At 38.1% G+C, this 24,030-nt stretch carries 19 protein-coding genes; 11 read left to right on the top strand and 8 right to left on the bottom strand.

The window, feature by feature from the left end:
• Positions 1–54 precede the first annotated feature (54 nt).
• On the bottom strand, positions 55–1,038 hold the full coding sequence (locus tag BVH02_RS17555; RefSeq protein WP_086502780.1) for a FecR family protein: 984 nt from the start codon (positions 1,036–1,038) through the stop codon (positions 55–57).
• Between the two features lie 121 nt (positions 1,039–1,159).
• Positions 1,160–1,738, bottom strand: a complete 579-nt coding sequence (locus tag BVH02_RS17550; RefSeq protein WP_086502779.1) for an RNA polymerase sigma factor — start codon at positions 1,736–1,738, stop codon at positions 1,160–1,162.
• 495 nt (positions 1,739–2,233) lie between these two features.
• Here BVH02_RS17550 and BVH02_RS17545 point away from each other — a divergent pair, with 495 nt between their 5' ends.
• A complete protein-coding gene (locus BVH02_RS17545; protein ID WP_086502778.1) occupies positions 2,234–3,676 on the top strand; it encodes a PhoPQ-activated pathogenicity-related family protein in 1,443 nt (480 codons plus the stop codon).
• A 425-nt stretch (positions 3,677–4,101) separates the two neighbouring features.
• Positions 4,102–5,379 (top strand): ComEC/Rec2 family competence protein, encoded by a 1,278-nt coding sequence (locus BVH02_RS17540; protein ID WP_086502777.1) that lies wholly within the window; start codon positions 4,102–4,104, stop codon positions 5,377–5,379.
• A gap of 23 nt (positions 5,380–5,402) precedes the next feature.
• On the opposite strand, the gene BVH02_RS17535 is transcribed toward BVH02_RS17540, so the two are convergent.
• Positions 5,403–6,806 carry a sugar porter family MFS transporter gene (locus BVH02_RS17535; RefSeq protein WP_086502776.1) on the bottom strand — a complete coding sequence of 468 codons (1,404 nt, stop codon included), beginning with the start codon at positions 6,804–6,806 and terminating at the stop codon, positions 5,403–5,405.
• 374 nt (positions 6,807–7,180) lie between these two features.
• Here BVH02_RS17535 and BVH02_RS22075 point away from each other — a divergent pair, with 374 nt between their 5' ends.
• The 7 genes from BVH02_RS22075 (at position 7,181) to BVH02_RS17500 (ending at position 15,041) form a co-directional block, all read left to right on the top strand.
• Positions 7,181–7,384: a DUF1016 N-terminal domain-containing protein gene (locus BVH02_RS22075; RefSeq protein WP_394363995.1), complete on the top strand. Its 204-nt coding sequence runs from the start codon at positions 7,181–7,183 to the stop codon at positions 7,382–7,384.
• 388 nt (positions 7,385–7,772) lie between these two features.
• The gene (locus BVH02_RS17525; RefSeq protein WP_086502775.1) at positions 7,773–7,982 is read left to right on the top strand and encodes a helix-turn-helix transcriptional regulator; all 210 of its coding nucleotides are present in this window, start codon (positions 7,773–7,775) and stop codon (positions 7,980–7,982) included.
• Between the two features lie 4 nt (positions 7,983–7,986).
• Positions 7,987–10,428: a sensor histidine kinase gene (locus BVH02_RS17520; protein ID WP_086502774.1), complete on the top strand. Its 2,442-nt coding sequence runs from the start codon at positions 7,987–7,989 to the stop codon at positions 10,426–10,428.
• Positions 10,429–10,432: 4 nt separating this feature from the next.
• Entirely contained in the window at positions 10,433–11,059 is a 627-nt protein-coding gene (locus BVH02_RS17515; RefSeq protein WP_086502773.1) for a coiled-coil domain-containing protein, read from the top strand.
• Positions 11,052–11,612, top strand: a complete 561-nt coding sequence (locus tag BVH02_RS17510; protein WP_086502772.1) for an HNH endonuclease — start codon at positions 11,052–11,054, stop codon at positions 11,610–11,612. Before BVH02_RS17515 ends, BVH02_RS17510 begins: the two co-directional genes overlap by 8 nt.
• A complete protein-coding gene (locus BVH02_RS17505; RefSeq protein ID WP_086502771.1) occupies positions 11,609–13,447 on the top strand; it encodes an Eco57I restriction-modification methylase domain-containing protein in 1,839 nt (612 codons plus the stop codon). Before BVH02_RS17510 ends, BVH02_RS17505 begins: the two co-directional genes overlap by 4 nt.
• Before the next feature lie 502 nt (positions 13,448–13,949).
• On the top strand, positions 13,950–15,041 hold the full coding sequence (locus BVH02_RS17500) for a PAS domain-containing sensor histidine kinase (RefSeq protein WP_086502770.1): 1,092 nt from the start codon (positions 13,950–13,952) through the stop codon (positions 15,039–15,041).
• Positions 15,042–15,188: 147 nt separating this feature from the next.
• Here the strand turns inward: BVH02_RS17500 and BVH02_RS17495 are convergent, their stop codons facing one another.
• The 5 genes from BVH02_RS17495 to BVH02_RS17475 all read right to left on the bottom strand — a co-directional run bounded on the left by BVH02_RS17495 (position 15,189) and on the right by BVH02_RS17475 (position 22,088).
• Positions 15,189–15,986, bottom strand: coding sequence for a phytanoyl-CoA dioxygenase family protein (locus tag BVH02_RS17495; protein ID WP_086502769.1), 798 nt, complete (start codon positions 15,984–15,986; stop codon positions 15,189–15,191).
• Positions 15,987–17,560: 1,574 nt separating this feature from the next.
• A complete protein-coding gene (locus BVH02_RS17490; RefSeq protein ID WP_086502768.1) occupies positions 17,561–19,252 on the bottom strand; it encodes a sulfatase family protein in 1,692 nt (563 codons plus the stop codon).
• A gap of 145 nt (positions 19,253–19,397) precedes the next feature.
• Complete coding sequence (msrA, locus tag BVH02_RS17485; RefSeq protein WP_086502767.1) at positions 19,398–19,898, bottom strand: peptide-methionine (S)-S-oxide reductase MsrA; 501 nt, start codon at positions 19,896–19,898, stop codon at positions 19,398–19,400.
• Positions 19,899–19,958: 60 nt separating this feature from the next.
• The gene (locus BVH02_RS17480) at positions 19,959–20,243 is read right to left on the bottom strand and encodes a peptide methionine sulfoxide reductase (protein WP_086502766.1); all 285 of its coding nucleotides are present in this window, start codon (positions 20,241–20,243) and stop codon (positions 19,959–19,961) included.
• Between the two features lie 216 nt (positions 20,244–20,459).
• Positions 20,460–22,088 carry a sulfatase family protein gene (locus BVH02_RS17475; protein WP_086502765.1) on the bottom strand — a complete coding sequence of 543 codons (1,629 nt, stop codon included), beginning with the start codon at positions 22,086–22,088 and terminating at the stop codon, positions 20,460–20,462.
• Between the two features lie 361 nt (positions 22,089–22,449).
• Here BVH02_RS17475 and BVH02_RS17470 point away from each other — a divergent pair, with 361 nt between their 5' ends.
• Positions 22,450–22,668, top strand: coding sequence for a glycoside hydrolase family protein (locus BVH02_RS17470; protein ID WP_143244240.1), 219 nt, complete (start codon positions 22,450–22,452; stop codon positions 22,666–22,668).
• A 183-nt stretch (positions 22,669–22,851) separates the two neighbouring features.
• The gene (locus tag BVH02_RS17465; RefSeq protein WP_086502824.1) at positions 22,852–23,901 is read left to right on the top strand and encodes a glycoside hydrolase family protein; all 1,050 of its coding nucleotides are present in this window, start codon (positions 22,852–22,854) and stop codon (positions 23,899–23,901) included.
• Positions 23,902–24,030: the final 129 nt, after the last annotated feature.

The raw sequence follows: 24,030 nt of genomic DNA, 5'->3' as shown, positions 1-24,030 counted from the left end.
GACAGTTCAACTCTCGCTTTTACTCAAGCTAATTGGTGTTTTTCATCGGATCAACTAATTTTTACAGTTTTTATAATCAATTATTACATCTCCATTTTCAAGTATGAGGAAATCAAAATTAGCCAAATGCTGGAGTCCTTCCAAAATTGATTTTACGCCATTATTCGTGTAGGATGCCTTGATCAAACATCCCTTAGCAGAATTTTCCCTCAGCGTTATCTTTACATGATAATTGCGAGACAACATACTAATCACTTCTTCAAAAGGCAACAACTCAAATCGCATTTCATTGGACTTCCAGCTGGAAATTCCAGCGCTATTCACCTCGCTAAATTCCAATGCTCCGGAATCCGTCAGCTCAACTTGTTGATCGGGATGCAAAATCAACCCATCACCAGCATGATGGACTACTGACACTTCCACTTTCCCAGTGTTAACCGAGACGATTGAAGCCGCACCAGTTGCAGCATTTATATTAAAACTTGTACCTAGTACTGTAGTAATCAAACGCTCCGTCTGAACTAAGAATGGCTTATCTGGATTTTTCTTAACTTCAAAGAATGCTTCTCCTTCCAACTTCACAATGCGCTGCCCTACATCAAAAACCTCAGGAAAAGTAAGGGTGGTGTTAACATTTAAATGAACCAGAGATCCATCAGGAAGTATTACTTGAGCACGTTGAGAAGAATTTGTACTACGCTGAATCATGGGAATCTGAGGCACAAAACTATATTCCTGATAGGCTCCGTAAGTCGCGATAAAAATCAGCAGTGAAGCAGCTACAGCTATCAGGTACCTTTTCCAATCAATTACTACCTGACGAGCCCCTTTAATTGGCAGCTTACTTTGGATTCGCTGCTTTATTTCAGCCTGTTCAGCTAGGGTCCAAGGTAGATTTTGACCTGATTTCTCTAATCGCTTGAATGTTTCTTCGATTTGCTTCATCTCCCCGATGCTGGCAGTTCCTGCCGCTTTTTTATGAAGAAGATTTACAAATTGTTCTTTGATCATTGTACCACTTTTGCAGAGTAGTAACATGCGCTTTAAAAAATACGCGCTCAATTTCCACAGTTAATGATTTGGTAATCTGAGTAACAAAAGGATCACACGTTGGGGTTACAGAATTAATATTTGCGCTTTCTTTTTTTGTCTAAAAGACCTATAGCAAGTAAAAAAAATATGACTGTTTCAATAGGTGAAAAAGTGCTACCTGAGTCAAGGAGGCCTTCAATAACTTCATGCCTTTTTGCATATGCCCCTCAACAGTGCGAGTGGAAATCCCCAGATGCGCTGCTATTTCATGCGCACTCAGACCTCTCTTGCTTTTCAGAACCATTACTTCTTGACATTTTGGTGGCAATTGTGACATGGACTCTTCCAGTAAAACTAGTCGACAATCTTCAGAGGGAATCTCTAATGACTCATCATCAGTCACATCAGATAAATCTATAGTATCCAAATCAAGATGCCACTTCTTTGATCTGATGCTGTTGGACGCTTTATACTTTACCGAATTGTACAAATAAGCAGGAATATATTCTACATTTTTCGATGGCGCTTTTTCCCAAATACTAGTAAAAACTTCTTGCAGCACATCCTCACACTGTTGTTGGTCAGCTAAAATATTATAGGCATACTTGAAAAGTTTATCCCAGTATCGATCAAACAGCTTATCAAAAGCAACATAATCCCTCTTCTGGATCAAGACATATAATTGGCTATCTGATAAGTTTTTCATATCTAAAATTGCTTTACGCAAAGTTGGATGGAGTCTTTCATAAATTCTAAAAATCCCTGTTAAGGAAAATTTAAGTTTACTTGTCAGATTAAAGCACTCGTTTTACCCCTTTGCATTTTATTCTTGCTCACCAGCTATATTTTCTTTATCAGCATTGTGGTCAATTAACTTTGCTTCCAAAATTTGAAATTCCCATTTTTAATAAAAACCCTCACATATTTATTCGATTCTATTTAACTCTTAGTATTCTATATTCTACCACCATTCTTTTTGCTTAAGAAAACCTAGTCTTTGACAGTGGAACGGTAGCTCATGCAGTTGGACAGCTGAGAGCGACTTGGTTTGGCTTGGGGGAAAGGAATTAGGGAATCCCTACCAATAAGATGACTACAAGGAGATTGTTCTGAAAAATTCAAAAACTAAGCTTATTATTTTTCTTCCTATCAATTGATTTAGACATATTCTTTATCTTTTGAGATTAAACTCCATCAATCCATGAAATCACTTTCCCTCCGAATCCTTCTTGCCTGTTATGGCATTTTATTTTTTGTGGCCTGTTCTGCTCCTGCGGAAAAAGAAACACAAGAGGCACCAACTAGATCTGAAACCTTATTGAAAGACTATGTAAACGGTCCAAGTCCAGACTTTTCTTACGAAATAGTTCACTCAGTGCCTGGGGAAAAGTATGACTTTCATGTGCTCCGGATGGTTTCACAAAACTGGCTAAGCACTGCTGAAGTCAACGAAACAGAATGGTGGCATTGGATCTCTGTAGTGGTGCCAAAAAATACGCCATTCACCACAAGCTTGATGTGGATAGGTGGCGGAAGTACTACTACGAAAATGCCTGAGAAACCTAATGAACTGATCCTAGCCGCTGCGATGCAAACCAATTCTATCGTGGCAGAGATTCATAACATCCCTTTCCAACCGGTAACTTTTGTAAATGATCCAGTGGGAAAACGTACTGAAGATGGAATTATCGCCTATGGCTGGCGCAAATTTCTCGAAGGTGGAGCTAAAGATGAAGATGCAATCTGGCTAGCGAGATTCCCAATGACAAAAGCTGTGAAACTAGGTATGGATGCTGTGACAGATGCGGTGGAGAAAAATTACCAAAAGAAACTTGATTCTTTCGTTGTAGGTGGTGCTTCCAAGCGAGGCTGGACTACCTGGACTACTGCGGCTACAGATGACAGAGTTGTGGCCATTATCCCTGTCGTGATCGACATGCTCAATCTCGATGAATCATTTGCCCATCATTGGAAAAACTACGGTTTTTGGGCTCCGGCGGTGGATGATTATGTGAGTGAAGGAATTATGGATTGGATGGGAACTCCGGAGTTTGACCGACTGCTTGAGATCACCGATCCTTATTCATTTAACGCAGATTTTGACATGCCAAAGCTCCTGATTAACGCTGCCAGTGATCAGTTTTTCCAACCGGATAGCTGGGAGTTTTACTGGAATGAACTGATCGGAGAAAAGCATATGCAATACGTCCCAAATTCTGGACATAATATATCTGAGTCAGGTGCGCTATCAAATATGATTGCTTTTTATGCTTCTGTTTTAAATGAGAGCCCTAGACCAAAATACGATTGGAAAGTGGAAGATGAGAAGATAACCTTGACGCTGGATCCAGCGGACAAGCCTAGCACAGTTAAGGCATGGACTGCTTATAACTCAGAAACTCGTGATTTCAGAGTGGATGAATTTGGCCCAAACTGGAAAGCTGAAGAAATGAAAATTAGTGAATCAGGAACTTATGAGTTGGCTTTGGAAGATCCTGAGAAAGGCTACAAAGCTTACTTCATCGAAGTAACTTTCGCCGGAAAAACTCCTCTGAAAATCACTAGCGGAATTGAAGTGATGCCAAGATCTTATCCTTTCCCAGAGTACGAGCCAAAGCGCGTTCTGGAAACAGTGGGGAATTGAGGCGGATCATTACTTACAAACTAACTGATTTTTGTATCCATATTTCCCCAATGATTTGGAAGAAATATTCATGACTTAATGTAGTATGTCTATATAAATGAGGTACTACCATAAATTTCATGGAATCGACACATAATTATTTGATAATAATAACCTCTGGAAGATAGCATCCGGATGGGTGAGCCTTATGGGATTTTCAGTTTTGGGATGCTTTGCACGCCTTTAAGAAAATGACTTTGCTCCCGAGGTACGAGCGGACAAATCGTAAAGAAAATGCCCCTTAGGCATTTTTAATTAAACTTTAGTAAAATAGATATCCTACATTATTCTGTATAAGATAAGTCTAAAGCCAAACTTGCTACTTCATTAAATTGAGGGTAGAACCAAAAATGATATTCTTAAAGTGATTGATTTGATTAAATAACATGAAAACTCTACTCCTTCTTTTCTCCTTAATAGGTTTAACATTTCATGCATTTGCACAAGAAATCGGTCAACCATTACCAGCTTGGGAAGAAGGATATCTAGACCTTCATCACATCAATACAGGAAGAGGTGATGCCGCGTTTTTCGTGCTTCCAGACGGCACGACTATGCTGGTGGATGCAGGGGAATCAACGGAGGATGACCCTCGTACACTTTCCGAGAGAAACACTCCAAGATTACCCAACACTTCAAAGTTCGCTTACGAATGGATCGTGGATTTTATCCAGCAGTTCAGTCCAGCTTCCAAGAAAAGTGAGATTGACTATGCATTGATAACTCATTTTCATTCGGATCACTTCGGGCAAACCAACAGTTACGGACCTACTTCAGAAAAAGGAGGCTATCAATTATCCGGTTTGGTTGGAGTCGGAGACAAACTAAAGATTAGAAAAATGCTGGATCGGGATTATCCTGATTATAGCAGCAGTGCTATCAACTTTGGCAATAAAGAAAATCTTCAAAAACTGGTAGCCTCTGCGAACTCAAGCACTACTGCCTACCTCAATTCTATCTTAAATTATTGGAAGTTTCTGGAGTTTCAGAAAGCTGAAAATCAGATGGAAGTCGAGAAATTCTCTGCTGGAAAATTGAATCAAATCCACCTGCAAAATCCTGCTAGCTACCCAACTTTTGCTATTCGAAATATTCAGGGAAACGGTTGGGCTTGGACTGGAGTTGATGAAGAAGTATTTGATCTTAAATCCAACAATGAAAATGATCTCAGTCTAGGTTTCAAGATCTCTTATGGAGATTTCGACTACTTCACAGGCGGAGATATCCGAGGAGTTGGCTCGTTTGGTGAAGCTGATTTCAACAGTGTGGAAAGCAATATTGCACCGGTAATTGGGCCGGTAGATGTAGCTACTTTAAATCATCATGGCAATCGCGATTCCCAAAATCACTTTTATGTAAGGACGCTTAGACCTCGCGTGTGGGTACAGCAATCCTGGTCATCAGATCATCCTGGAGATGATGTGCTAAGAAGAATTACCTCAACTGAGCTCTATCCAGGAAAGCGGGACTTGTTTACCACCAGCATGCTTGAAGCAAACAAACTGGTGATAGGAGACAGAATTGACCAAGTATATGGATCTACGCAGGGTCATATTCTAATACGAGTTGCACCAGGTGGAAAATCTTATCAGGTAATTATTCTCGAAGATTCTGATGCAGAACGAAAGGTAAAGGCAATTTTTGGTCCCTATCAAGCTAGGTAAAGTCAAGCTTAAAAGAAATCATTTCACCCCGTCAATTCCTTTTCTATCTCTTCCAAGGACTTCCCTTTAGTCTCTGGTAAAACATAGTAAATCACCACAAAACCAACCGCACAGATTGCGCCATAAAGCCAGAAGTTATTCGCCCAGCCTAGGTTCTCCTGGATCGCAGGGAAGAAATAAGTCAAAGTGAAATTGCCTATCCAGTGAGCCAAAGCACCGATAGAAATAGCTGCTCCACGAATTCTAGTAGGAAAAATCTCTGACAGAACCACCCAAAGCAGCGGTGCCAAGGTGAAGGAATAGAACATCACATTGATCAATACAGCAAATACTATTGCATTGCCTCCTAGATCGATGTAGAAAAAATAACCGATCAGACCATATAAAATTGCCATCGCAGAAGTACCGATCAGCAGGAGTTTCTTCCTGCCAAATCTATCCACTGTGAAAATTGTGATAAACACAGAAAGTACCATCACTCCTCCTATTACCACGATATTTAGCATCATCTGCTTCAGATTGTAACCAGCCGCTTGGAAGATATCAGCTGCATAATAGATCACCACATTGATCCCGCTCCATTGCTGGAGAAAAGCTAAAAACACACCGATCCCAAGTAGTTTCATAATTCGCTTCTGGAACAATTCTTTGAGATTTACTTGGCCGAAGTCGCCATCTTTTAAGGTTGATTTCACTTCAGTGATAGAATCCTGAGCATAGTTCTCTCCACCGATTCTCACAAGAATCTTTCGAGCTTTATCTTCCTCCTTATTCTTGATCAGCCAAGGCACGGACTCAGGCACAAAAAACATCAGGCCAAAGAACAGTAGCGCAGGAACAGCTTCCGCAGCAAACATCCATCTCCAGCCATTTTGCCCAGACCAACTCGCGGCAATCATCTCGAAAGTAGCATCATCTGCCAATTGGGTATCGGCAAGCGAGATCTGCCAATTGATTATCTGAGCCAGCAAAACTCCAATCATAATCAACAGCTGATTGATAGTCACCATTTTGCCCCGTTTCTCTGGAGGTGAAAGTTCTGCGATATAAAGCGGTGAGAGGTTTAGCGCTACTCCCATTGCTACGCCACCGATGATTCTATAAAAATTGAATTCCCAGAAAGTACCCGCCATGGCAGTTCCTATAGCCGATATGGAAAACAATAAGCCAGAGGCAATAAGTAATCTTTTCCTCCCCAGCTTATCCGAAATCAAAATGCAAATCCCCGCACCGATCATGCAACCAATCAAAGCTGAGCTTGTTCCCCACCCTTGATCTGCTGCGGAAGTGATATTAAAAAACGGTTCGTAAAATGGCTTGGCTCCTCCTATCACTACCCAATCGTACCCAAACAAAAACCCTCCCAGAGCTGCAGTGAGGCTAATCAGCCAAAGGTAAGTTTGGTTGTAAGTATAGGTAGGCTTCATGGGATCAGATTAGGGTTTTGGGAAAAGCATAAAATCGAAGCGATAAAATAGGGCTTTTTAGGATTTTAGCAATCCTGTGGATGCTGCTGGTTAGTTCCCTCACTCAGGCATTTATCCACTAACTGCTTCTACACACAGAAATATAGAATGCTTTGTGGAAACAAATCTGGAAAACAGGATTATCCTAGTTGAAATAGACTTTGGCTTGGAGTTATACTAAAGATTAGCATTTATATTAGTCTATTATTCGACTGCAACAGACTATGAATCAAATCTCTAAATCATTTATAGATAACATCCGGCAAATCATTTCGCAAGCGCAAACAAATGCGATTCGCGCGGTAAATCATGAACGAGTGCTAATGTATTAGGAAATCGGTAGGCACATCGTGGAAGAAGAGCAAAACGGAAAAGAACGTGCAGATTACGGGACTTTCCTACTAAAAAACTTGGCTGAAGTCCTAGAAAATGACTTCGGTAGCGGTTATTCTTTTAGACAACTTAATTTTTGCCGGCAGTTTTACCTCACCTTCCCAATAATGAACGCACTGCGTTCACAATTAAACTGGACTCAATAACTTCTATTAGATTATAACGACAAGCCTCGTACTACAAAAAAGTATAAAATACCCTATACAGGGTATAAATTATAACCTAAAACTTCCTTTATTGGAGGACGGAATCTTCAGGGAATGAAAGCTGATATTTAGGAGAGAATAAAATATAAGATATACCCGAAATATAGGCGACTAGTTGGGTATACACAGATGTTAGGTGCAAGCGTAAGACGACTGGCAGAACAAACATAAACCGACAAAAAACCGTGGACAAAATGCCAACGCTTCGTAAAATTAAAAGAGCTTCAAGGCGACCCAATGCAGCACATTTTCTTTTGCTCCAACGCACATACTGAAAAACGAATCAGTTTCATATAAAATCAATATCTTTGTACCGAATGCAATTTACATGAGCCGAAAAGCAATAAATAGAATCAAGGTAGTGCTGGTTGAGAAGAACCTTAGCAGTAAATGGCTTGCTGAACAACTTGGAAAGAATGAAGCAACAATTTCAAGATGGTGTACTAATGATGTACAACCCACTTTGAATACATTGTCTTCAATAGCTGAATTACTTGGTGTCCAGATTACTGACTTGATAAATAACGAACAGAAATAGATTAATGGATAACGCTACTCAAATCTTAGAACTTAAGAAAAAGCTTTCCGAAGAAATTCAGAAGCCACAGCCTGATAGTGTTTTGATTGCATCCATTAAAGGGGAAATCGAAAAGTTAGAAATTACTCAAATACCGTTTACGGTTTCTGCGAGAACAGCTCGTCTCATTGGACAAGAAAACTTTGCAAATGCAGAAGGTGCCATAATAGAATTAGTAAAAAACAGCTATGATGCAGACGCATCAATTTGTATTATAATTATAGACCCAGTAAATGACAGTATTCGAATATTAGATAATGGTGATGGAATGACAGAAAAAATCATTCGAAACCAATGGATGACTATTGGAACTGATGATAAGAAAGTTAATTTCAAAACTAAGTCGAGAATAAAAACAGGAGCTAAAGGCATAGGAAGATTCGCATTAGACCGACTCGGCAAATCCAGTGTTATGCTAACCAAAACGTTAGATTCTGAAAGTTTAGTTTGGGATGTAGATTGGAATCAATTTGAAAACTCAGGAGCAGTAATATCAGATATTAAAGCAACTCTTCAAATCGGAAATAGTGATTTTTGGGGTGAAATTATTGAAATGCAAAATTTTACTGGACTCAAAGAGCCTATTATTGACCATTGGAAAGAAGAAAAGGGGACTCTAATTTCAATTGAAAAACTTAAAGACACTTGGGAGGAAAGAGCTACTCAATCACTGTATTCTAATTTAGAGATTTTAGTACCTCCTTTAGAAACAAATATTTTTCAATTATTCCTTTACAGTACCTTAGAGCCTGATAAGTACGGAAAGGTTTTACCAACATTATGTGACGACTATGATTACAAAGTTTCTGCAACAGTAAACGATAGTCAGTCCGTAACAATTAGCGTTTCACGAAATGAATTAAATTTTGGCGACTTAAAAAGAATTGGATTTTTTGAAAAATCAAAACTCAATGAACCTCAATACCAATTTAGTGCATTTGAAAAAGGCGAATTTGAGATAAACACTAAGCTAGAAACACTAATAGCAGGATATAAAGGAATTGATAAGAATAACAATCTACGTAAAATTGGAGCTTTTACATTTTCATTTTATTTTATGAAAAGAGGTGGAGGTCAGGAAAAGGATGAAGAGGTTGGTAAATACCCTTATAAGTCCGTAAATTATAGTATTCGAACAAATTGGTTAGACAAATTTGGCGGCATCAAAATTTTTAGAGATAATTTCAGAGTTCGCCCATACGGTGAAACAAAAAGTAGTTCTTTTGACTGGTTAGACTTGGGTAAAAGAGCTTTAAGTAATCCAACAGTTACAAGACCTGGATATCGAGTTAGACCACAACAAGTTTATGGAATTGTAAATATCTCAAGAATTGATAATATCAATTTTGAAGATAAATCGAGCCGTGAAGGACTTCAAGAGAACGACACTTTTACACTTTTTAAGGAGATATTAAAATCAGTAATTGAAATCTTTGAGCAAGATAGAAATCAAATAATGATGACTCTTAAAAAGATTTATGACGAGAATAACAAAAAGGCCAAAGCAAAAGAGGAAGCAGATAGAATAATCAAAAATAAAAAAGACAAAAAAAATAATTCTGACTCTTCAGACCCTAGTGTAGATAAAGACACTTTAATAAATGCAATTGAAGCATATAAAGAGGATATTGAGGAGCTACAGGATGAACAAAAAATTTTAAGGGTACTGGCTAGCGCAGGTTTAATCGTTACATCATTTGCTCACGAATTCAGAAACCATACTGACAGTATCCTTCCAAGAACAGAGGAACTTAAAAGTGTCTTACTGCAAGTAATTGATATTAATAAGCTAAAAGAGCTTCCTGACTTTTTTGACCCATATGTAATGCTTTCGGATATGCGTAAACAGGACGAAAGATTAAAATCTTGGCTTGATTTTTCAATTTCATCAGTAAGAAAGGATAAGAGGACTCGTAGAATAATAAATATGGTCACTTACATTGAAGGTTTGGAAAAAATATGGAGTCCTCTCTTATCGAGAAGAAATATCAAATTAACAATAGATAAGTGGAAGTTTACTGAAGTAAATTTTAGAGGACACGAAATTGACTTAGATGGAATCTTTAATAATCTAATCACCAATTCAGTAGATGCATATAAAAGGAAAGATTCTGGCGATTTAAGAGAACTAAAACTAAGTTTTGCTTTTAATCCATTAGAAACTAATGGAATTAATGTTGTTTATCAGGATTGTGGGCCTGGCCTTTTAGAGGAAATAACTGAACCAAACAAAATATTTCAGCCCTTTTTTACTACAAAAAGAGATGACAAGACAGGAGAAAAAATTGGAACAGGTTTAGGAATGTGGATTGTTAAATCCACAATTGATGAATACAATGGTGATGTTGAGATTTTACAAGCAAGACCAAGCTTCAAAATAAAGATAACATTACCTCATAATCTTTAAGAAAATGAAATACAAGATAGCATATATAGACGAAGATCAATCTGACACAAGAAGATTTCAGCGATTTTCGTACAACTTTTTTGATGTTGTTCCAATTATTCCAAAAGATTCTATTGAAGATACTTGCACTGAAATACTTGAGAATCACGTAGATGCAATAGTTTCAGATTTTGACTTTGCAGAGCAGCTCTCAACTGTTCATTATGACGGAACAGATTTAGTTAGCCTGTTTTTAAAAAAGAGAGAAGGGTTCCCTGTATTCATTCTGACCTCATACGAAGATGATGCCATCTCAAAAGGAGAAGATGTGAATATAATTTATGAAAAAAAAGAGATGGACGAAGGGGAGCAATTCTTAGAAAGAGTTAAGGCACAAATTGAAAAACACAAGCATAAATTAGAAACAGACGAAAAAAGACTTTTAGAATTAATTGCTGAAAGTAAAAAACGAAAACTTGATGCTGTAGAACGAGACGAACTGGCTGATCTGGACTCTAAAATAGAGAATACACTTGATAAAGAAAGTAGAATATCAAATATTCTTAGAGATGATAAGGAAGCATCCGAACTTTCTGAACTTCTTAAAAAAGTTGATGAACTAGCAAAATCATTGGGTAAAAAAGATGAATGAAATAATTTTTAGAAATGAATCACCTGTAAGATCATATTCAGGAAAGAAATTGTCAGACTACAGACGATACAAAGACTCCCTTGCTCAAGATTTTAAAAATAGATGTGGATATACATATTGTCTGGATTTTTGGTTTGGCGGCAAAACAAATTTTCAAATCGATCATTTTAAACCTAAATCTAAATTCCCAGATTTAGAAACAGAATACAAGAATCTGGTTTATTCGTGTTCTTATGTTAACAGAGCTAAAAGTGATGATGTAGGCTCATACCTTGACCCAGTAGATGAAGATTATAACGCTCATTTCTATAGAGATGAGTTAGGTAATATTTACCCAAGAGAAGAATCCGAAGTAGCTAGGTATATGTACATAAAATTAAAATTATACCTAAAAAGACATAGTATAATTTGGATGCTAGACCAACTTGAACAGAAAATGTTCTTACTTCAAAAATTAATTGAGGAATTAGATAACCCAGTAGCAAAAGAGTTGTATTTGGCCGTATCGTTTAAATATAATGATTATAAGAAGCATTTAAGAGCTATTCAATGAGAAACGCATTCAAATATTTAAGTAAATATTCTACAACCCCAAAAGATGTGGACAGTCTTATTATTTCTGCATTTCTTGAAATCAACAAATTAAAGACAAAGAAAAATAAGCTTCTCAAAGAATATTCTATTAACAGCGAAAGTAAGGACGAACACTCATCACTTCTTGAATTTGTATCAGCGATTTATGCAGATACAAAAGCATTTGGATTCGAAGAACTCATCGAACTATTTGAATTTGTTATCTCACCTGCTGATAGAATTATAAACGGTGCTATTTATACACCTCAAAAAATCAGGACATTTATTGTTTCAGAAGCGTTTAAGAAAATCAACTCCATAGATGATTCTCTTAAAATATCTGACATCGCAATGGGTTGCGGTGGCTTTTTGTTCAATGCATCCATTGAATTAAAAAAGAGAACCGATAAAACCTACTCAGAAATATATCGAAATCATATCTTCGGTTTAGACATCCAAGAATATTCCGTTAACCGAACTAAGTTGCTTCTCTCTTTATTGGCTCTGCAATCAGGAGAAGATATAGAAAAATTTGAGTTCAAATTGTTTCAAGGAGACTCTCTAGATTTTCATTGGACGAATAAAATTAGCGACTTCAACGGGTTTTCAATCATACTTGGAAACCCACCTTATGTTTGTGCAAGGAATCTTGACATAGAAACTAAGGAGAAATTAAAAAACTGGGAAGTTTGTCAATCAGGTAATTCAGACCTTTACATACCATTCTTCCAAATTGCAATTGAAAATTTAGCTAATAATGGCGTTCTAGGATTCATTACAATGAATTCATTTTTCAAAAGTCTGAACGGAAGAGCATTAAGAGAATATTTTCAAAGAAAAGAACTTGCTATTTCAATTATAGACTTCGGTTCTGAACAGGTTTTTAAATCGAAAAACACCTATACTTGTATTTGTTTCATTGAAAATAGAAAGCAAAATTTTATTTTATATAAGCAGTCTGAAAGCAAATATTTAAAAGGAAAACAGTCCTTTAAAAGGATAAACTATGGAATTCTCGATTCAAAAAAAGGTTGGAATTTAAAAGATAATAAAACCATTTCCAAAATTGAATCAACAGGAATTCCATTTGGTGAAATTTACCAAACGAGACATGGTATTGCAACCCTAAAAAATGACATTTACATTTTTAGACCAGTGGACGAAGACGAAAACTATTTCTATCTGCAAAATGGTAGTCTGTATAGAATTGAAAAAGATATCTGTAAGGACATTGTCAATTCAAATAAGTTAAGTCGAGAGATAAGCTTGAACAGGCTCAAAGAGAAAGTTATCTTCCCATACGACCATGAAGAAAAACCCAAACTTCTTGATGAGAAATTAATGAAGGAAAATTATCCAGAAGCTTATAAATATTTTCAAAACAAAAGAAAGATTTTAGGAGAAAGAGACAAAGGAAAAGGAAACTATGAAAACTGGTTTGCTTTTGGACGAACACAATCATTAGAGAAAATTAAAAACAAAATGTTCTTCCCAAAGTACTCAGACAGAACTCCAAATTATATTATTAACTCTGATGACGACTTGCTTTTTTACAACGGATTAGCAGTTGTAGGTAGTTCGGAGACAGAAATGGAAATAATTAAGAAAATAATGGAGTCTAATATTTTTTGGTACTACATAAAGACAACTAGTAAGCCTTACTCATCTGACTATTATTCTTTGAACGGAAATTACATTAATAATTTTGGGATTTGTGAGCTTAGTGATAAGGAAAAGAAATTCTTAATTGAAGAGGGTGATCAAAATTTATTGAATGAATTTTTTGAGGATAAGTATGAATTAAAAGTAAAATAAGCCAACGCTATTGGTGCCACAATTGCAAAAGAGCTCAAGCCTACTCACAACCCAAGTTTTGCAAAAGAGCCTCCAAGCCAAAGCAACAAAACCGACACAACAGACGACAGTAAAAGAAGGGCGAAGATATAGTGGTAATTTTAAAGATCAGTTCCTCGTGGGAAGGTTAATGGTGAAAATCTCTGCATGGGTATAACAGAGAACCGTTAAAAATCCCCCGCAATAGGATTCAATTCCGTATTGATCACCTCGCCGATTTTCGCTCCTGGGCACCAGGTATTCCAATCATGGATCTGGTTATCTCTAACTTGGTGTAAGCCACCTTTACTACGAAAAAGCTAAATAAGGTCTGAATGACAACTTAAAACTTTATTTCTACAAGGATTGAATCTTCGGTTGATAAAAGCTGAGGTTTTGGAGAGATTAAAATAATAGATATATAGAAAATATACTCAACTTGTTGTGGACGTACAGATTTTATAGGCAGGTCTAAAAGACAAGCATGGACACTAAAAAACTAAGAACAAAAATTTTTGAATTAAAGGTGGCAGACCATATTACTGCGATGTTGGCCTATTGGGACAAAAATCTAGTTTGTCGTTTTGCAAACTCTGCCTATATAGATTGGTTCGGGAAAACGCAGGAGGAGATGATAGACAAAATCACTGTTAAAGAACTGTTGGGGACTTTATACGAAATGAATCTACCTTTTATTTCTGCTGTTTTGAAAGGAGAAGTTCAAACTTTTGAAAGAGAAATCCCCACACCCACAGGCGGTACCCGACATTCTTTAGCAAATTATTACCCAGATATTGTAAATGGAGAGGTAGTGGGTTTTTATGTCCATGTTGCCGATGTATCATCATTGAAATTATTGGAAATAGAATTGCTCAAATCAAATCATAGAGTGAATGAGCAAAATAAACGGCTTTTAAATTTTTCCAATATCGTTTCTCACGATTTAAAATCTTACGCCAATAACATCTCATCTATTCTCGATTTAATCAACCAGGCTTCATCAGAAGATGAAAAAAGTGAGATGTTTGAATTACTTAAAGTTATTTCAAAAGAATTTAGTAGAACGGTTAACCATTTAAATGAAATTACAAGATCACAAAACCTCGCTAAATTAAATCCGGAACTAATTAATCTGAATGAACTTGTCGAAAAAACTAAAATGACTTTGCTCGTTCAAATTCACACCTCCAATGCAATTATTACTAACACGATAGACATTATAATTAACGTACTGGCAAATCCTGTGTATATGGAAAGTATTATTTTGAATTTGTTGACAAATGCAATCAAATATAGACAGCAGACCAAGCCTCCAATAGTTGAAGTATCCTGTACCCAGGAGTTGGGCAAAACAATTCTAAAAGTAAAGGATAATGGTAAAGGAATAGATTTAGAAAAACACGGAGCAGATTTATTCGGAATGTATAAAACCTTTCACGGTAATTCGGACGCTCAAGGCATAGGCTTATTTATCACCAAAAATCAAATTGAAGAAATGGGTGGACAAATTGAAGTAGAAAGCAAAGAAAATGTTGGGACCACTTTTACTGTTACTTTTAATGCTATTCCAAATTGATTAAAGGCCATTTTTTAAAAGCACATTATCAATAGAAAGGGTTTCTTTCTCAATAAACTATAGTGTAGTTGTAGAAAGTATGGTTCTCTGCATGGGCATTTTGGCGGAAAAAAAGCCCATCGCAAATCTGCTAATCATTAGTAAAAATCACCCTGCAATAGGATTCAATTCCGTATCGATCACCTCTCCGATCTTTGCTCCCGGACACCAGGTATTCCAATCATGGATCTGGTTATCATTCTTGGGATTCATCAATTTGGCTTTAGCATCCATGTAGATGATTGTCATCACTTTTCTCATTTGATCAGTTTGGTTGGCTCCGGCACGATGGAAAACCCATCCTGAGTGGAAGCTTACTTCGCCCAAATCAAATGCTTCGATCACATGCTCAAAATTGTTGACACGAAGATTCTGCTTGATTTGAACTTCAGAGTCATCTCCTATCTGCAGATCTCTACCGAAAACAATCTGCTGACTTTTGGCAGAAAACTCCAGCGGCCCCATTTCTAGCGGAGTTGCCTGAAGCGGAATCCAGGCCGTAATCGTGTTATTTGTATCTATTGGCCAGTAATACTGATCGGCATGCCATGGTGTAATTCCTCCACCAGCCTCTTTGAATAAAGCCTGATCATGGTAAATCCTGACCTGCTCGCAACCCATCAAATCTGAAGCTATCTGAGCCAAGCGCTTGCTCATCACAAATTTCTTGACCTCTTCGCTCTCCGTCCATAAATTGAAAATCTGCAAGAATGCCTTGCTGTAGGTATCCCGCTCCTCAATAAGTTTTTCCTGTGTGTTCTTCCGCTGAACTTCAGCTGAAATCACTTCAGAGAAATGTGCGACCTCCTCAGGACTTAGCACCTGCTTGAGTTTGATGTAGTTATTTTCCTGATAAAAAGCTTTGGCTTCAGGAGAGATTGGGTAGGGTTGAGCTAGGTTATTCATGGGTTGGGTTATTTGTACTCAAATTAGGAAGCTTAAATGGCTAATAAAACAGATTTAAATAAAAAGTGATTCTAACCGCAGAGACGCCAAGGACGCAGAGTTTTTTATCGCAGAGTCTTATTGTCTATAAAGGAATTTAAGCCTTTGCGTTTTTCTTTGCGATCTCCGCGACTCTGCGGTTAAAAAAATGTAGAAAATCACTTTGCTCCAGGACGGAAGAACGATGACTGAAGTAGCCACAATCTTTAATTAAAGTACTTCCGCAAATGATTTTATCTCCCTACTGGCAGAAAGACGGGAATACAAAAAAAAATGATTTCTACCGCAGAGACGCAGAGTTTTCGCAAGCGCTTTTTTTATAAAAAGGCAACATGATTATCCGCAATCTTGCCAGTACAGGAAAGTAATCAGTATGAAATTTAGCAAAATGATAATTTCTTTATAATTCTGAAATTGCAGTTACACCTGGCGCCGAAGGTGCCAAACCATTCATAACCCTGTACGTAAGTGCAGGGAAGTTGATGTAAGTATATGCTATAGCCCTGAAAGGGCGGAACATAGAGTTTCACCCTTTCAGGGCTATAGTCATTTACTATTCCTACACCCCCGGCTTTGCCGAGGGTTATGAATCGTTTCAATCCTTCGGATCTTTTTCGGACGTTTAGCGCCTACCTTCGTGTCTCACCAACGATTATTGATGCTACAGTCGAATCGTCCCACACCGCCATCGTTCGTTTTTCACGCACGATTTCAGATTCTACAAACGAATCCTTCTCTTAGTACAACTTTTTGTTTTTTTAGAGAATTAACACCTGGCGCCTTTTCGGAAGGCATTTATTCCCTTGCGCCCTTTGCGTGAACTTTGCGTACACTGCGGTTAAAAAATGTAGAAAATCACTTTGCAGCAGGACGAAAGACCGATACTTCGGCTACGCTCAGTACAAGTGACCTAAGACCGAAGTAGCCTCAATTCTTCGTAAACTACTTCCGAAAATGCTTTTATTTCCCTACTGGCAGAAAGACTGGAATACAAAAAAAAATGATTTCTACCGCAGAGACGCCAAGGATACAGAGTTTTTATCGCAGAGTCTTATTGTTTATAAAGGAATTTAAGCCTTTGCGTTTTTCTTTGCGATCTCCGCAATTTTGCGGTTAAAAAAAAACCAGAAAATCACTTTGCAGTGACATACTCAAAAGTGCAATATTTCGCTCTTTTAGAGCTCGTACCTTTTGACCAAATTTTTAACCCAGCCCTAATCGGACTGGGCTTTGATATCAAGGGCCTTCAGCCCTATTCATACATCAAATCCATAATCTTAAATTGAGCTCCCTGCGTTAGTCTCTGTTAACTTTTCGGTTAAAAAAAAGCCCCAGCGAAATCATCCACTGAGGCCTCTATCATTGTAAAATTTATTTTCTTTTTCTCAAAAAGCGTTCATATAAAACACCAAAAGCGACTTTTATACAGTTAAACACTAGCATTTAGGCCGCTTCGGTCACCCGTCTTCGGTCTTCTGACAGGGTGAGCAAAGAAAACAAGGCCACTTGCATAATTACCGACTATCATACAGTGATTACTTCTTCTTTCTGTCTTCAAAGATCTTATCGATCAAATCGGTTTCTTTTCCACCAGTGCTGTATTTGTTCTTTTCAAGAAAATCTAAGTACTTATCAATATACTCTTGACTTAACTCTGAGCTATCGCCATACTTTACGCGCATGTCATCCAGCTGCTGATGAAGCTCTGCTTTGATTTCGGCATATGCTGGATCATCATATACATTGGTCATCTCATTAGGATCCTTTTTTCTATCGATCAACTCCCATTCGTCAGTATCGAAATAATAATGAACTAACTTATATTCCTGAGTGATGATCGCATAATGACGCTTCACCATGTGAATAGATGGATACTCATAGTAGTGATAGTAAACAGCTTCACGCGTCCACTTATCCGTATCTCCAGTAAGCAAAGGCAACAAACTTTCTCCTTGCATATCTGAAGGAGCATCGATTCCTGCTGCTTCTAAAAAGGTCTGCGCAAAATCAAGATTTTGAACCATCTCATCTGACTTCGTTCCACCTTTTACTCTGTTTGGCCAAGCCATCAACAAAGGTGTTTTGAAAGACTCATTGTACACAAAACGCTTGTCAAACCAGCCATGCTCGCCCAGGTAAAAACCCTGATCAGAAGTATAGACGATGATCGTATTTTCCATCAAATCATTTGCTTCCAAATAGTCCAACACACGGCCTACATTCTCATCTACAGCTTTGATCGTGCCGAGATAATCCTGCATGTAGCGCTGATATCTCCACTTCATTTTATCCTTTTCAGTCATGGTAGGATAAGCTTTCTTGAAGTCCTCATTGACTTTCATATAAGCCTTATCCCAGTTTGCACGCTGAGATTCTGTCATTCTGTTCAATTCTCCTGTGAGTGCCGCCTTATCCCAACTTGAGTTCTCTGGAATACCCAACTCATCCATTACCTCAGGATACACTTTGGAATCTCCTCCCCAGTGCATATCTGTCAGCAAGTTCATCTCTGCCTCATGCGCAGCTCTGCCTCTTCCTGAGTAATCATCGAATAGCGTAGCTGGCTCTTTGAATGAGCGATTGGTGAATTCCTCTACGTGACGCTCAGCCGGCAACCACTCTCTGTGAGGTGCCTTGTGTAGGTACATCAGCATAAAAGGCTGATCAGCCTTGCGTTCATTCTGCAACCAATCCAAAGTCATATCTGTGATAATATCGGTCACGTACCCTTCCACTTTGATATTTCCTTCATCCTTGGTGATAAAATCAGGATTATAGTATTTCCCTTGTCCGGGAAGAATTTTGTATTGATCAAATCCTTTTGGACTGTTGCCAAAGTGAAGTTTTCCAAACATGGCCGTTTGATATCCTGCATCCTGAAGAATTTGCGGGAAAGTCACATTAGTCGTGTCGAATGGAAAATGGTTGTCCACCTTGCCGTTGATATGCGAATGTTTTCCGGTCAGAATCGTAGCTCTAGATGGCGCACAGATCGAATTGGTCACCGAAGCATTAGTAAACAACATTCCCATCTTTGCAATCCTATCAATATTCGGTGTTTCGATCAAGGTATTGTCATAAGCCGAGATCGCCTGGTAGGCATGATCATCCGACATGATGAAAATAATATTTGGCCGCTCACTGACCTTTGCTGCCTCCTCGGTTTTGCATGAAAAAGCGAGTACCACTACGGACCCGAGAAAAATTGATTTTAACGTATGTTTCATTCGATACTAATTTGTTTTAGATAAAAAGCGCAAGTTATTCTTGATATATATCACCTTTTCTAAAAGTATAGAGACTAACAATAAAATATGCTATACTCTAGACTTCAGGCCACTTCGGTCTTCAGTTTCCCGTTTCCGATCTTCCTCAGTCCTTAATATAGGAGTCTTCAAATCTCAAGAAGTGACAGGTATATCCATTTGGGTTTTTTACCAAATAATCCTGATGATATTCCTCAGCAACCCAAAATGGCACGAAAGGCTCTAAGGTAGTCACTACATTGCTCGTCCATTTGCCGGACTCATTCACTATAGCGATCATCTCTTCAGCTTCCTTCTTTTCCTCCTCATTTTGGAAGAAAATAGCTGAACGATAGCTAGATCCCATGTCATTTCCCTGCTGATCTACTGTAGTAGGATTATGCATTCTGAAGAAGTAATCCAGTATTTCCTTGAAGGAAGTTTCATTCGGATCATAGGTCAGTTCAATTCCTTCAGCGTGACGTGGATGATTTTTGTAGGTAGGATTTTCATTTTGTCCACCTTGGTATCCCACTTCAGTATCCACTATGCCAGGCCGTGTTCTGAAGAGATCTTCCATGCCCCAGAAGCAGCCTCCTGCGATGTATGCTTTTTTATAATTACTCATTGTGTTTTGGTTTAGCGTCTTTGAAATATTCAATGCGATTTTTCAGCAAAATAGTTTCATTCACTTTCGAGATAACGATTCATTGATAGTCAATAAAGTCAGGTGTTGCAAAAAGTGAAGTACTCTTTGCTCAGACATCTCACATGGTTTTAATAAATCTTTACGTTTAGTAATGTAATAGTTCAAACTATAGAAATCCTTCCCTCCCAGTTCTTCAGCGAAAATCTTGTAAGAATTTCCTCCATTAAATATAGACTTGGTAATGCCGTACTTTTTTGACTCGTAGAGTACAAAGGAATAACCCAAAGGTATTCTTCTTATATCCTCTAAAACTGAACTACTCATCTTTTAAGATAGGGATAGAAACTGTCAGGCCCTGAATTTACTTGACAACTTTTACTTCTTACCACTTACAAACAAATCCTTTCACTTCCCGAGAAATCGGGACAGGCTCCCTGTCGCTCGCGCTGATACCGAAAGCCACAGCTGTCTTCCGTCTTCGGTCTTCCAGCCTATTCACCAAGGAAAACAAGGAAATTGGCATCATGCCAGATACCAAGATTACTTCCCATTCCTTCTGTTATAAACCTCCATATACTCGTCTAAGAATCGCTTATCATTGGCATCGCTATCTCCATATTTCGTACGCACTTCTTCAAATTTCTTGTGCATCATCTCTTTCACTTCAGCATAGGAAGGATCATCATACACACTATTCATTTCACGAGGATCTTTTTCCAAATCGTACAACTCCCATTCGTCCACATCATAGTAGAAATGAATCAACTTGTAGCGATCTGTAGAAACTCCATTGTGTCGCTTCACACTATGCTCAGCTGGGTATTCATAATAGGTATAATAAACAGCATCTCTCCATTCGTTACTTTCTCCGCTGACAAGTTTCCGGAATGAATCTCCCTGCATTTCTTTAGGAACTTCAATCCCGGCATAATCAAGGAAAGTTGGAGCAAAATCAAGGTTCTGAACCAAGCTTTTGATGGTTGTTCCCGGCTTGATCTCCTTAGGATATTTCACCAAAAGAGGTGTGCGGAAAGATTCTTCATACATAAAACGCTTATCAAACCAACCATGCTCACCTAGGTAGAAACCTTGATCTGATGTATAAACTACAATTGTGTTTTCTGCCAAACCATTTGCTTCCAAATAATCCAAAACTTCACCTACTCCATCATCTACAGACTTGATCGTACGGAGGTAATTTTTAATATATCTATTGTATTTCCAGATGGCGATCTCTCGCTTTTTCTCAAGAGTAAGTGTATTCTCATCCAATTTTCCATACGCTTTCAGAAAAGCTGCATTTTTTGGATCATAGGCATCCCGCCAAGCTTTCAACTGCTCAGGATTAAAACGTCTAAGCTCACCTTTTAAGCCAGTGCTATCTCCATTTGGATTCACCTCAAGCATTAAATCTCTACCCCAACGCATGATCTCGTCGATCTCCATTGCCTGCTCCTTAGCAGCAGTACCTCTTCCTTGGTAATTTGTCTCTTCGTCAAAGAAATTAGCAGGAGGAGAAAATTCTTTGTCGTCATACAATGTCAAATACTCGGGGGCTGGTTTCCAGTTTCTATGGGGCGCTTTTTGGTGGTAAAGCATCACAAAAGGCTTTTCTTTATCTCTACCATTTTCCAACCAGTCCAAAGCCAAATCAGTCGTGATGTCGGTGACATATCCCTCAATCCTCTTGGTTTTTCCATTGATCAAAAAATCAGGATTGTAGTATTCTCCCTGACCAGGCAATACGATAGAATAGTCGAAACCCTTAGGCTGTCCATCCAAATGGATCTTACCTATCAGCGCAGTAGCGTAGCCATTTGCCTGCATCAGTTTAGGGAAATTGTCTTGCTCCCAGTCAAAGGGTTGAATATTATCAACTTTGCCATTCATGAAGCTATGCTTGCCTGTCAGCAATACTGCCCTACTTGGCGCACAAATAGAATTAGTCACTGTAGCTCGGGTAAAAATCGCTCCCTCCTTTGCTATTCTGTCAATATTTGGCGTTTCATTGAGTCCTTCTCCATAGGCACTGATCGCTTGATAGGCATGATCATCGGCCATGATAAAAATTATATTTGGTCTTTCAGTCGGCATTTGGTCTGCTTTGGCACTGCCGGCAACCGCCATTCCAACCACTAAGAATAGAAAACTGATCTTTTTCAAGGACATATTTTTATTAATTTATTGAAATTTGAAATTAATGCTATTTAAACAAAACACTGTACTGTGATTATGATTCTAGCTCTGACTCATAAAACAAAATACTCTTTATACCCTAAATTTATCAATCATATTTAATTTTAGGTCAATAGACCTTGAAATGAAATCAATCAGCACACTAGACCTGATCATTATAGTAGCTTACCTTTTGGCAATAGTCATGATGGGACTATGATTTACTGCCAAAAAGAAGAAAACCAGTAAGGGCTATTTTTAGCAGGCAAATCTCTTACTTGGTCAGTAATCGGCGCGTCACTTTTGCCTCCAATATTTCCACTGTTCACTTGGTTATCATATGATTGCAAAATGCATGAATGCAGCCATTACTGGTGAAAGTGGGGCAGGATTTTATACAAGTTCTGAACACGGTTTAGTTTGGGCTACGCCGGAAAACCAAGCTTCATACAGCAGAACTCTTACGCTCAGCAATGGAGAAACTGTAGAATTCCCTAAACTGGAACGCCCTCAAGTACTGGTTCAAAATGGTCATCCTACACATGTCTATTTCGCGGCCAGAAATCCTGAATGAAATATCTTCAACATGGTAAGGCCACTTAAAAGCGAACCAAAAGAATAACTGTCAAACAATAGACTCTCTTAAATTATAGTTCTTTACTTTACTAAATATTAAGCAAATTCATAAAGACCTTGAATTTGTGAAATTCACATTTCGTTTACCGAGTAGATGTTCAGCAATAAAAAATAAATGAGTATGAAAAAATATAGTCTAATACTGTTGGTTCAAATTATCTTTCTGATCCCTTGTATCGCACAGGATAATCTGCAAATCTCTAAATTTATTCAACCTGTTAGTGAGGTAAATATTTTTCGCACAGAGGGCTATTATAACTGGGGAGGATCAATAGTCAAAGGAAATGACGGAATGTATCACCTCTTTTATTCTCGGTGGCCCAAATCCACCAATTTTACTGGATGGCTATTATTTTCTGAAATTGCCCACGCAGTTTCAGAAAACCCTACAGGACCTTGGGAATTCAAAAAGACTGTTTTAGAAGGTAGCGGAAAAGGTAATTGGGATGCTATAACAGCGCACAATCCCAAGATTAAATATTTTGAGAGTAAGTATTACCTCTACTATATCTCCACCAATATGGGAGAAAATCAGGACTATTCAGAAAATGACTTGATGGACATCAGTTTGACTGGATACAATCATCCAAAATGGAAAATTCTAAGACCCAATCAGCGAACCGGAGTTGCAGTAGCTAATTCTTTAGATGGTCCTTGGCAAAGACAAGACCAACCTTTAATAGAACCTTCAGGCCCTATTTCGACTTTGACCGTGAACCCGGCTGTGGACCAGGGTAAGGATGGTCGTTATTATATGATAGTCAAAGGTGATAAACCCAATGAAACAAGATTTATAAGAAATCAAGCTATTGCCATAAGTGATAATCCTGACGGACCCTTTGAGATCCAACCTGACCCTGTAATCGATTACTTGGACACGGAAGACATGTCCCTTTGGTATGACGAAAAGCGTGAAATTTATTATGGGATCTTTCATACTCCAGAGGGATTTATTGGACTGGTAAGCTCTACAGACGGGATCAAATGGCAAAAAGCTTCCGAATACCAAATCATGCCAAAAGAAATTAAGATGAAAGATGGCACTACGCTCAAGCCTGATCGATTAGAGCGACCATTTATTTACAAAGAAAATGGGGAACTGATCACGCTGGGACTAGCAGCCAAGCAAGGGGACGAATCATTTATCATTTTTATCCCTCTGAATAAATAAGCTAACATTATATACCTGATAGACGGAAGACCGGTACTTCGCCTACGCTCAGTAGAAGTGACAGGTGACCGAAGCGGTTGAGACCTTCAGATATGGAGCTTTGAAAGTATATATTGTTAATAAAGCGGA

Origin of the sequence: Algoriphagus ratkowskyi (assembly GCF_002150505.1) — a bacterium.
Lineage (GTDB): Bacteria > Bacteroidota > Bacteroidia > Cytophagales > Cyclobacteriaceae > Algoriphagus > Algoriphagus ratkowskyi.
The sequence above is the reverse complement of the archived record's forward strand: the minus strand, read 5'-3'. Positions and strand labels throughout refer to the sequence as shown.

What these genes read in the sequence shown, in the direction of transcription:
- BVH02_RS17465 (WP_086502824.1), top strand. Translation starts at nt 22,852, where the DNA reads ATGAAAAAATATAGTCTAATACTGTTGGTTCAAATTATCTTTCTGATC.
- BVH02_RS17550 (WP_086502779.1), bottom strand. Translation starts at nt 1,738, where the DNA reads ATGAAAAACTTATCAGATAGCCAATTATATGTCTTGATCCAGAAGAGG.
- BVH02_RS17510 (WP_086502772.1), top strand. Translation starts at nt 11,052, where the DNA reads ATGAATGAAATAATTTTTAGAAATGAATCACCTGTAAGATCATATTCA.
- BVH02_RS17540 (WP_086502777.1), top strand. Translation starts at nt 4,102, where the DNA reads ATGAAAACTCTACTCCTTCTTTTCTCCTTAATAGGTTTAACATTTCAT.
- BVH02_RS17480 (WP_086502766.1), bottom strand. Translation starts at nt 20,243, where the DNA reads ATGAGTAGTTCAGTTTTAGAGGATATAAGAAGAATACCTTTGGGTTAT.
- BVH02_RS17545 (WP_086502778.1), top strand. Translation starts at nt 2,234, where the DNA reads ATGAAATCACTTTCCCTCCGAATCCTTCTTGCCTGTTATGGCATTTTA.
- BVH02_RS17500 (WP_086502770.1), top strand. Translation starts at nt 13,950, where the DNA reads ATGGACACTAAAAAACTAAGAACAAAAATTTTTGAATTAAAGGTGGCA.
- BVH02_RS17525 (WP_086502775.1), top strand. Translation starts at nt 7,773, where the DNA reads ATGAGCCGAAAAGCAATAAATAGAATCAAGGTAGTGCTGGTTGAGAAG.
- BVH02_RS17520 (WP_086502774.1), top strand. Translation starts at nt 7,987, where the DNA reads ATGGATAACGCTACTCAAATCTTAGAACTTAAGAAAAAGCTTTCCGAA.
- BVH02_RS17505 (WP_086502771.1), top strand. Translation starts at nt 11,609, where the DNA reads ATGAGAAACGCATTCAAATATTTAAGTAAATATTCTACAACCCCAAAA.
- BVH02_RS17535 (WP_086502776.1), bottom strand. Translation starts at nt 6,806, where the DNA reads ATGAAGCCTACCTATACTTACAACCAAACTTACCTTTGGCTGATTAGC.
- BVH02_RS17515 (WP_086502773.1), top strand. Translation starts at nt 10,433, where the DNA reads ATGAAATACAAGATAGCATATATAGACGAAGATCAATCTGACACAAGA.
- BVH02_RS17470 (WP_143244240.1), top strand. Translation starts at nt 22,450, where the DNA reads ATGAATGCAGCCATTACTGGTGAAAGTGGGGCAGGATTTTATACAAGT.
- BVH02_RS17495 (WP_086502769.1), bottom strand. Translation starts at nt 15,986, where the DNA reads ATGAATAACCTAGCTCAACCCTACCCAATCTCTCCTGAAGCCAAAGCT.
- BVH02_RS17475 (WP_086502765.1), bottom strand. Translation starts at nt 22,088, where the DNA reads ATGTCCTTGAAAAAGATCAGTTTTCTATTCTTAGTGGTTGGAATGGCG.
- BVH02_RS17555 (WP_086502780.1), bottom strand. Translation starts at nt 1,038, where the DNA reads ATGTTACTACTCTGCAAAAGTGGTACAATGATCAAAGAACAATTTGTA.
- BVH02_RS17490 (WP_086502768.1), bottom strand. Translation starts at nt 19,252, where the DNA reads ATGAAACATACGTTAAAATCAATTTTTCTCGGGTCCGTAGTGGTACTC.
- msrA (WP_086502767.1), bottom strand. Translation starts at nt 19,898, where the DNA reads ATGAGTAATTATAAAAAAGCATACATCGCAGGAGGCTGCTTCTGGGGC.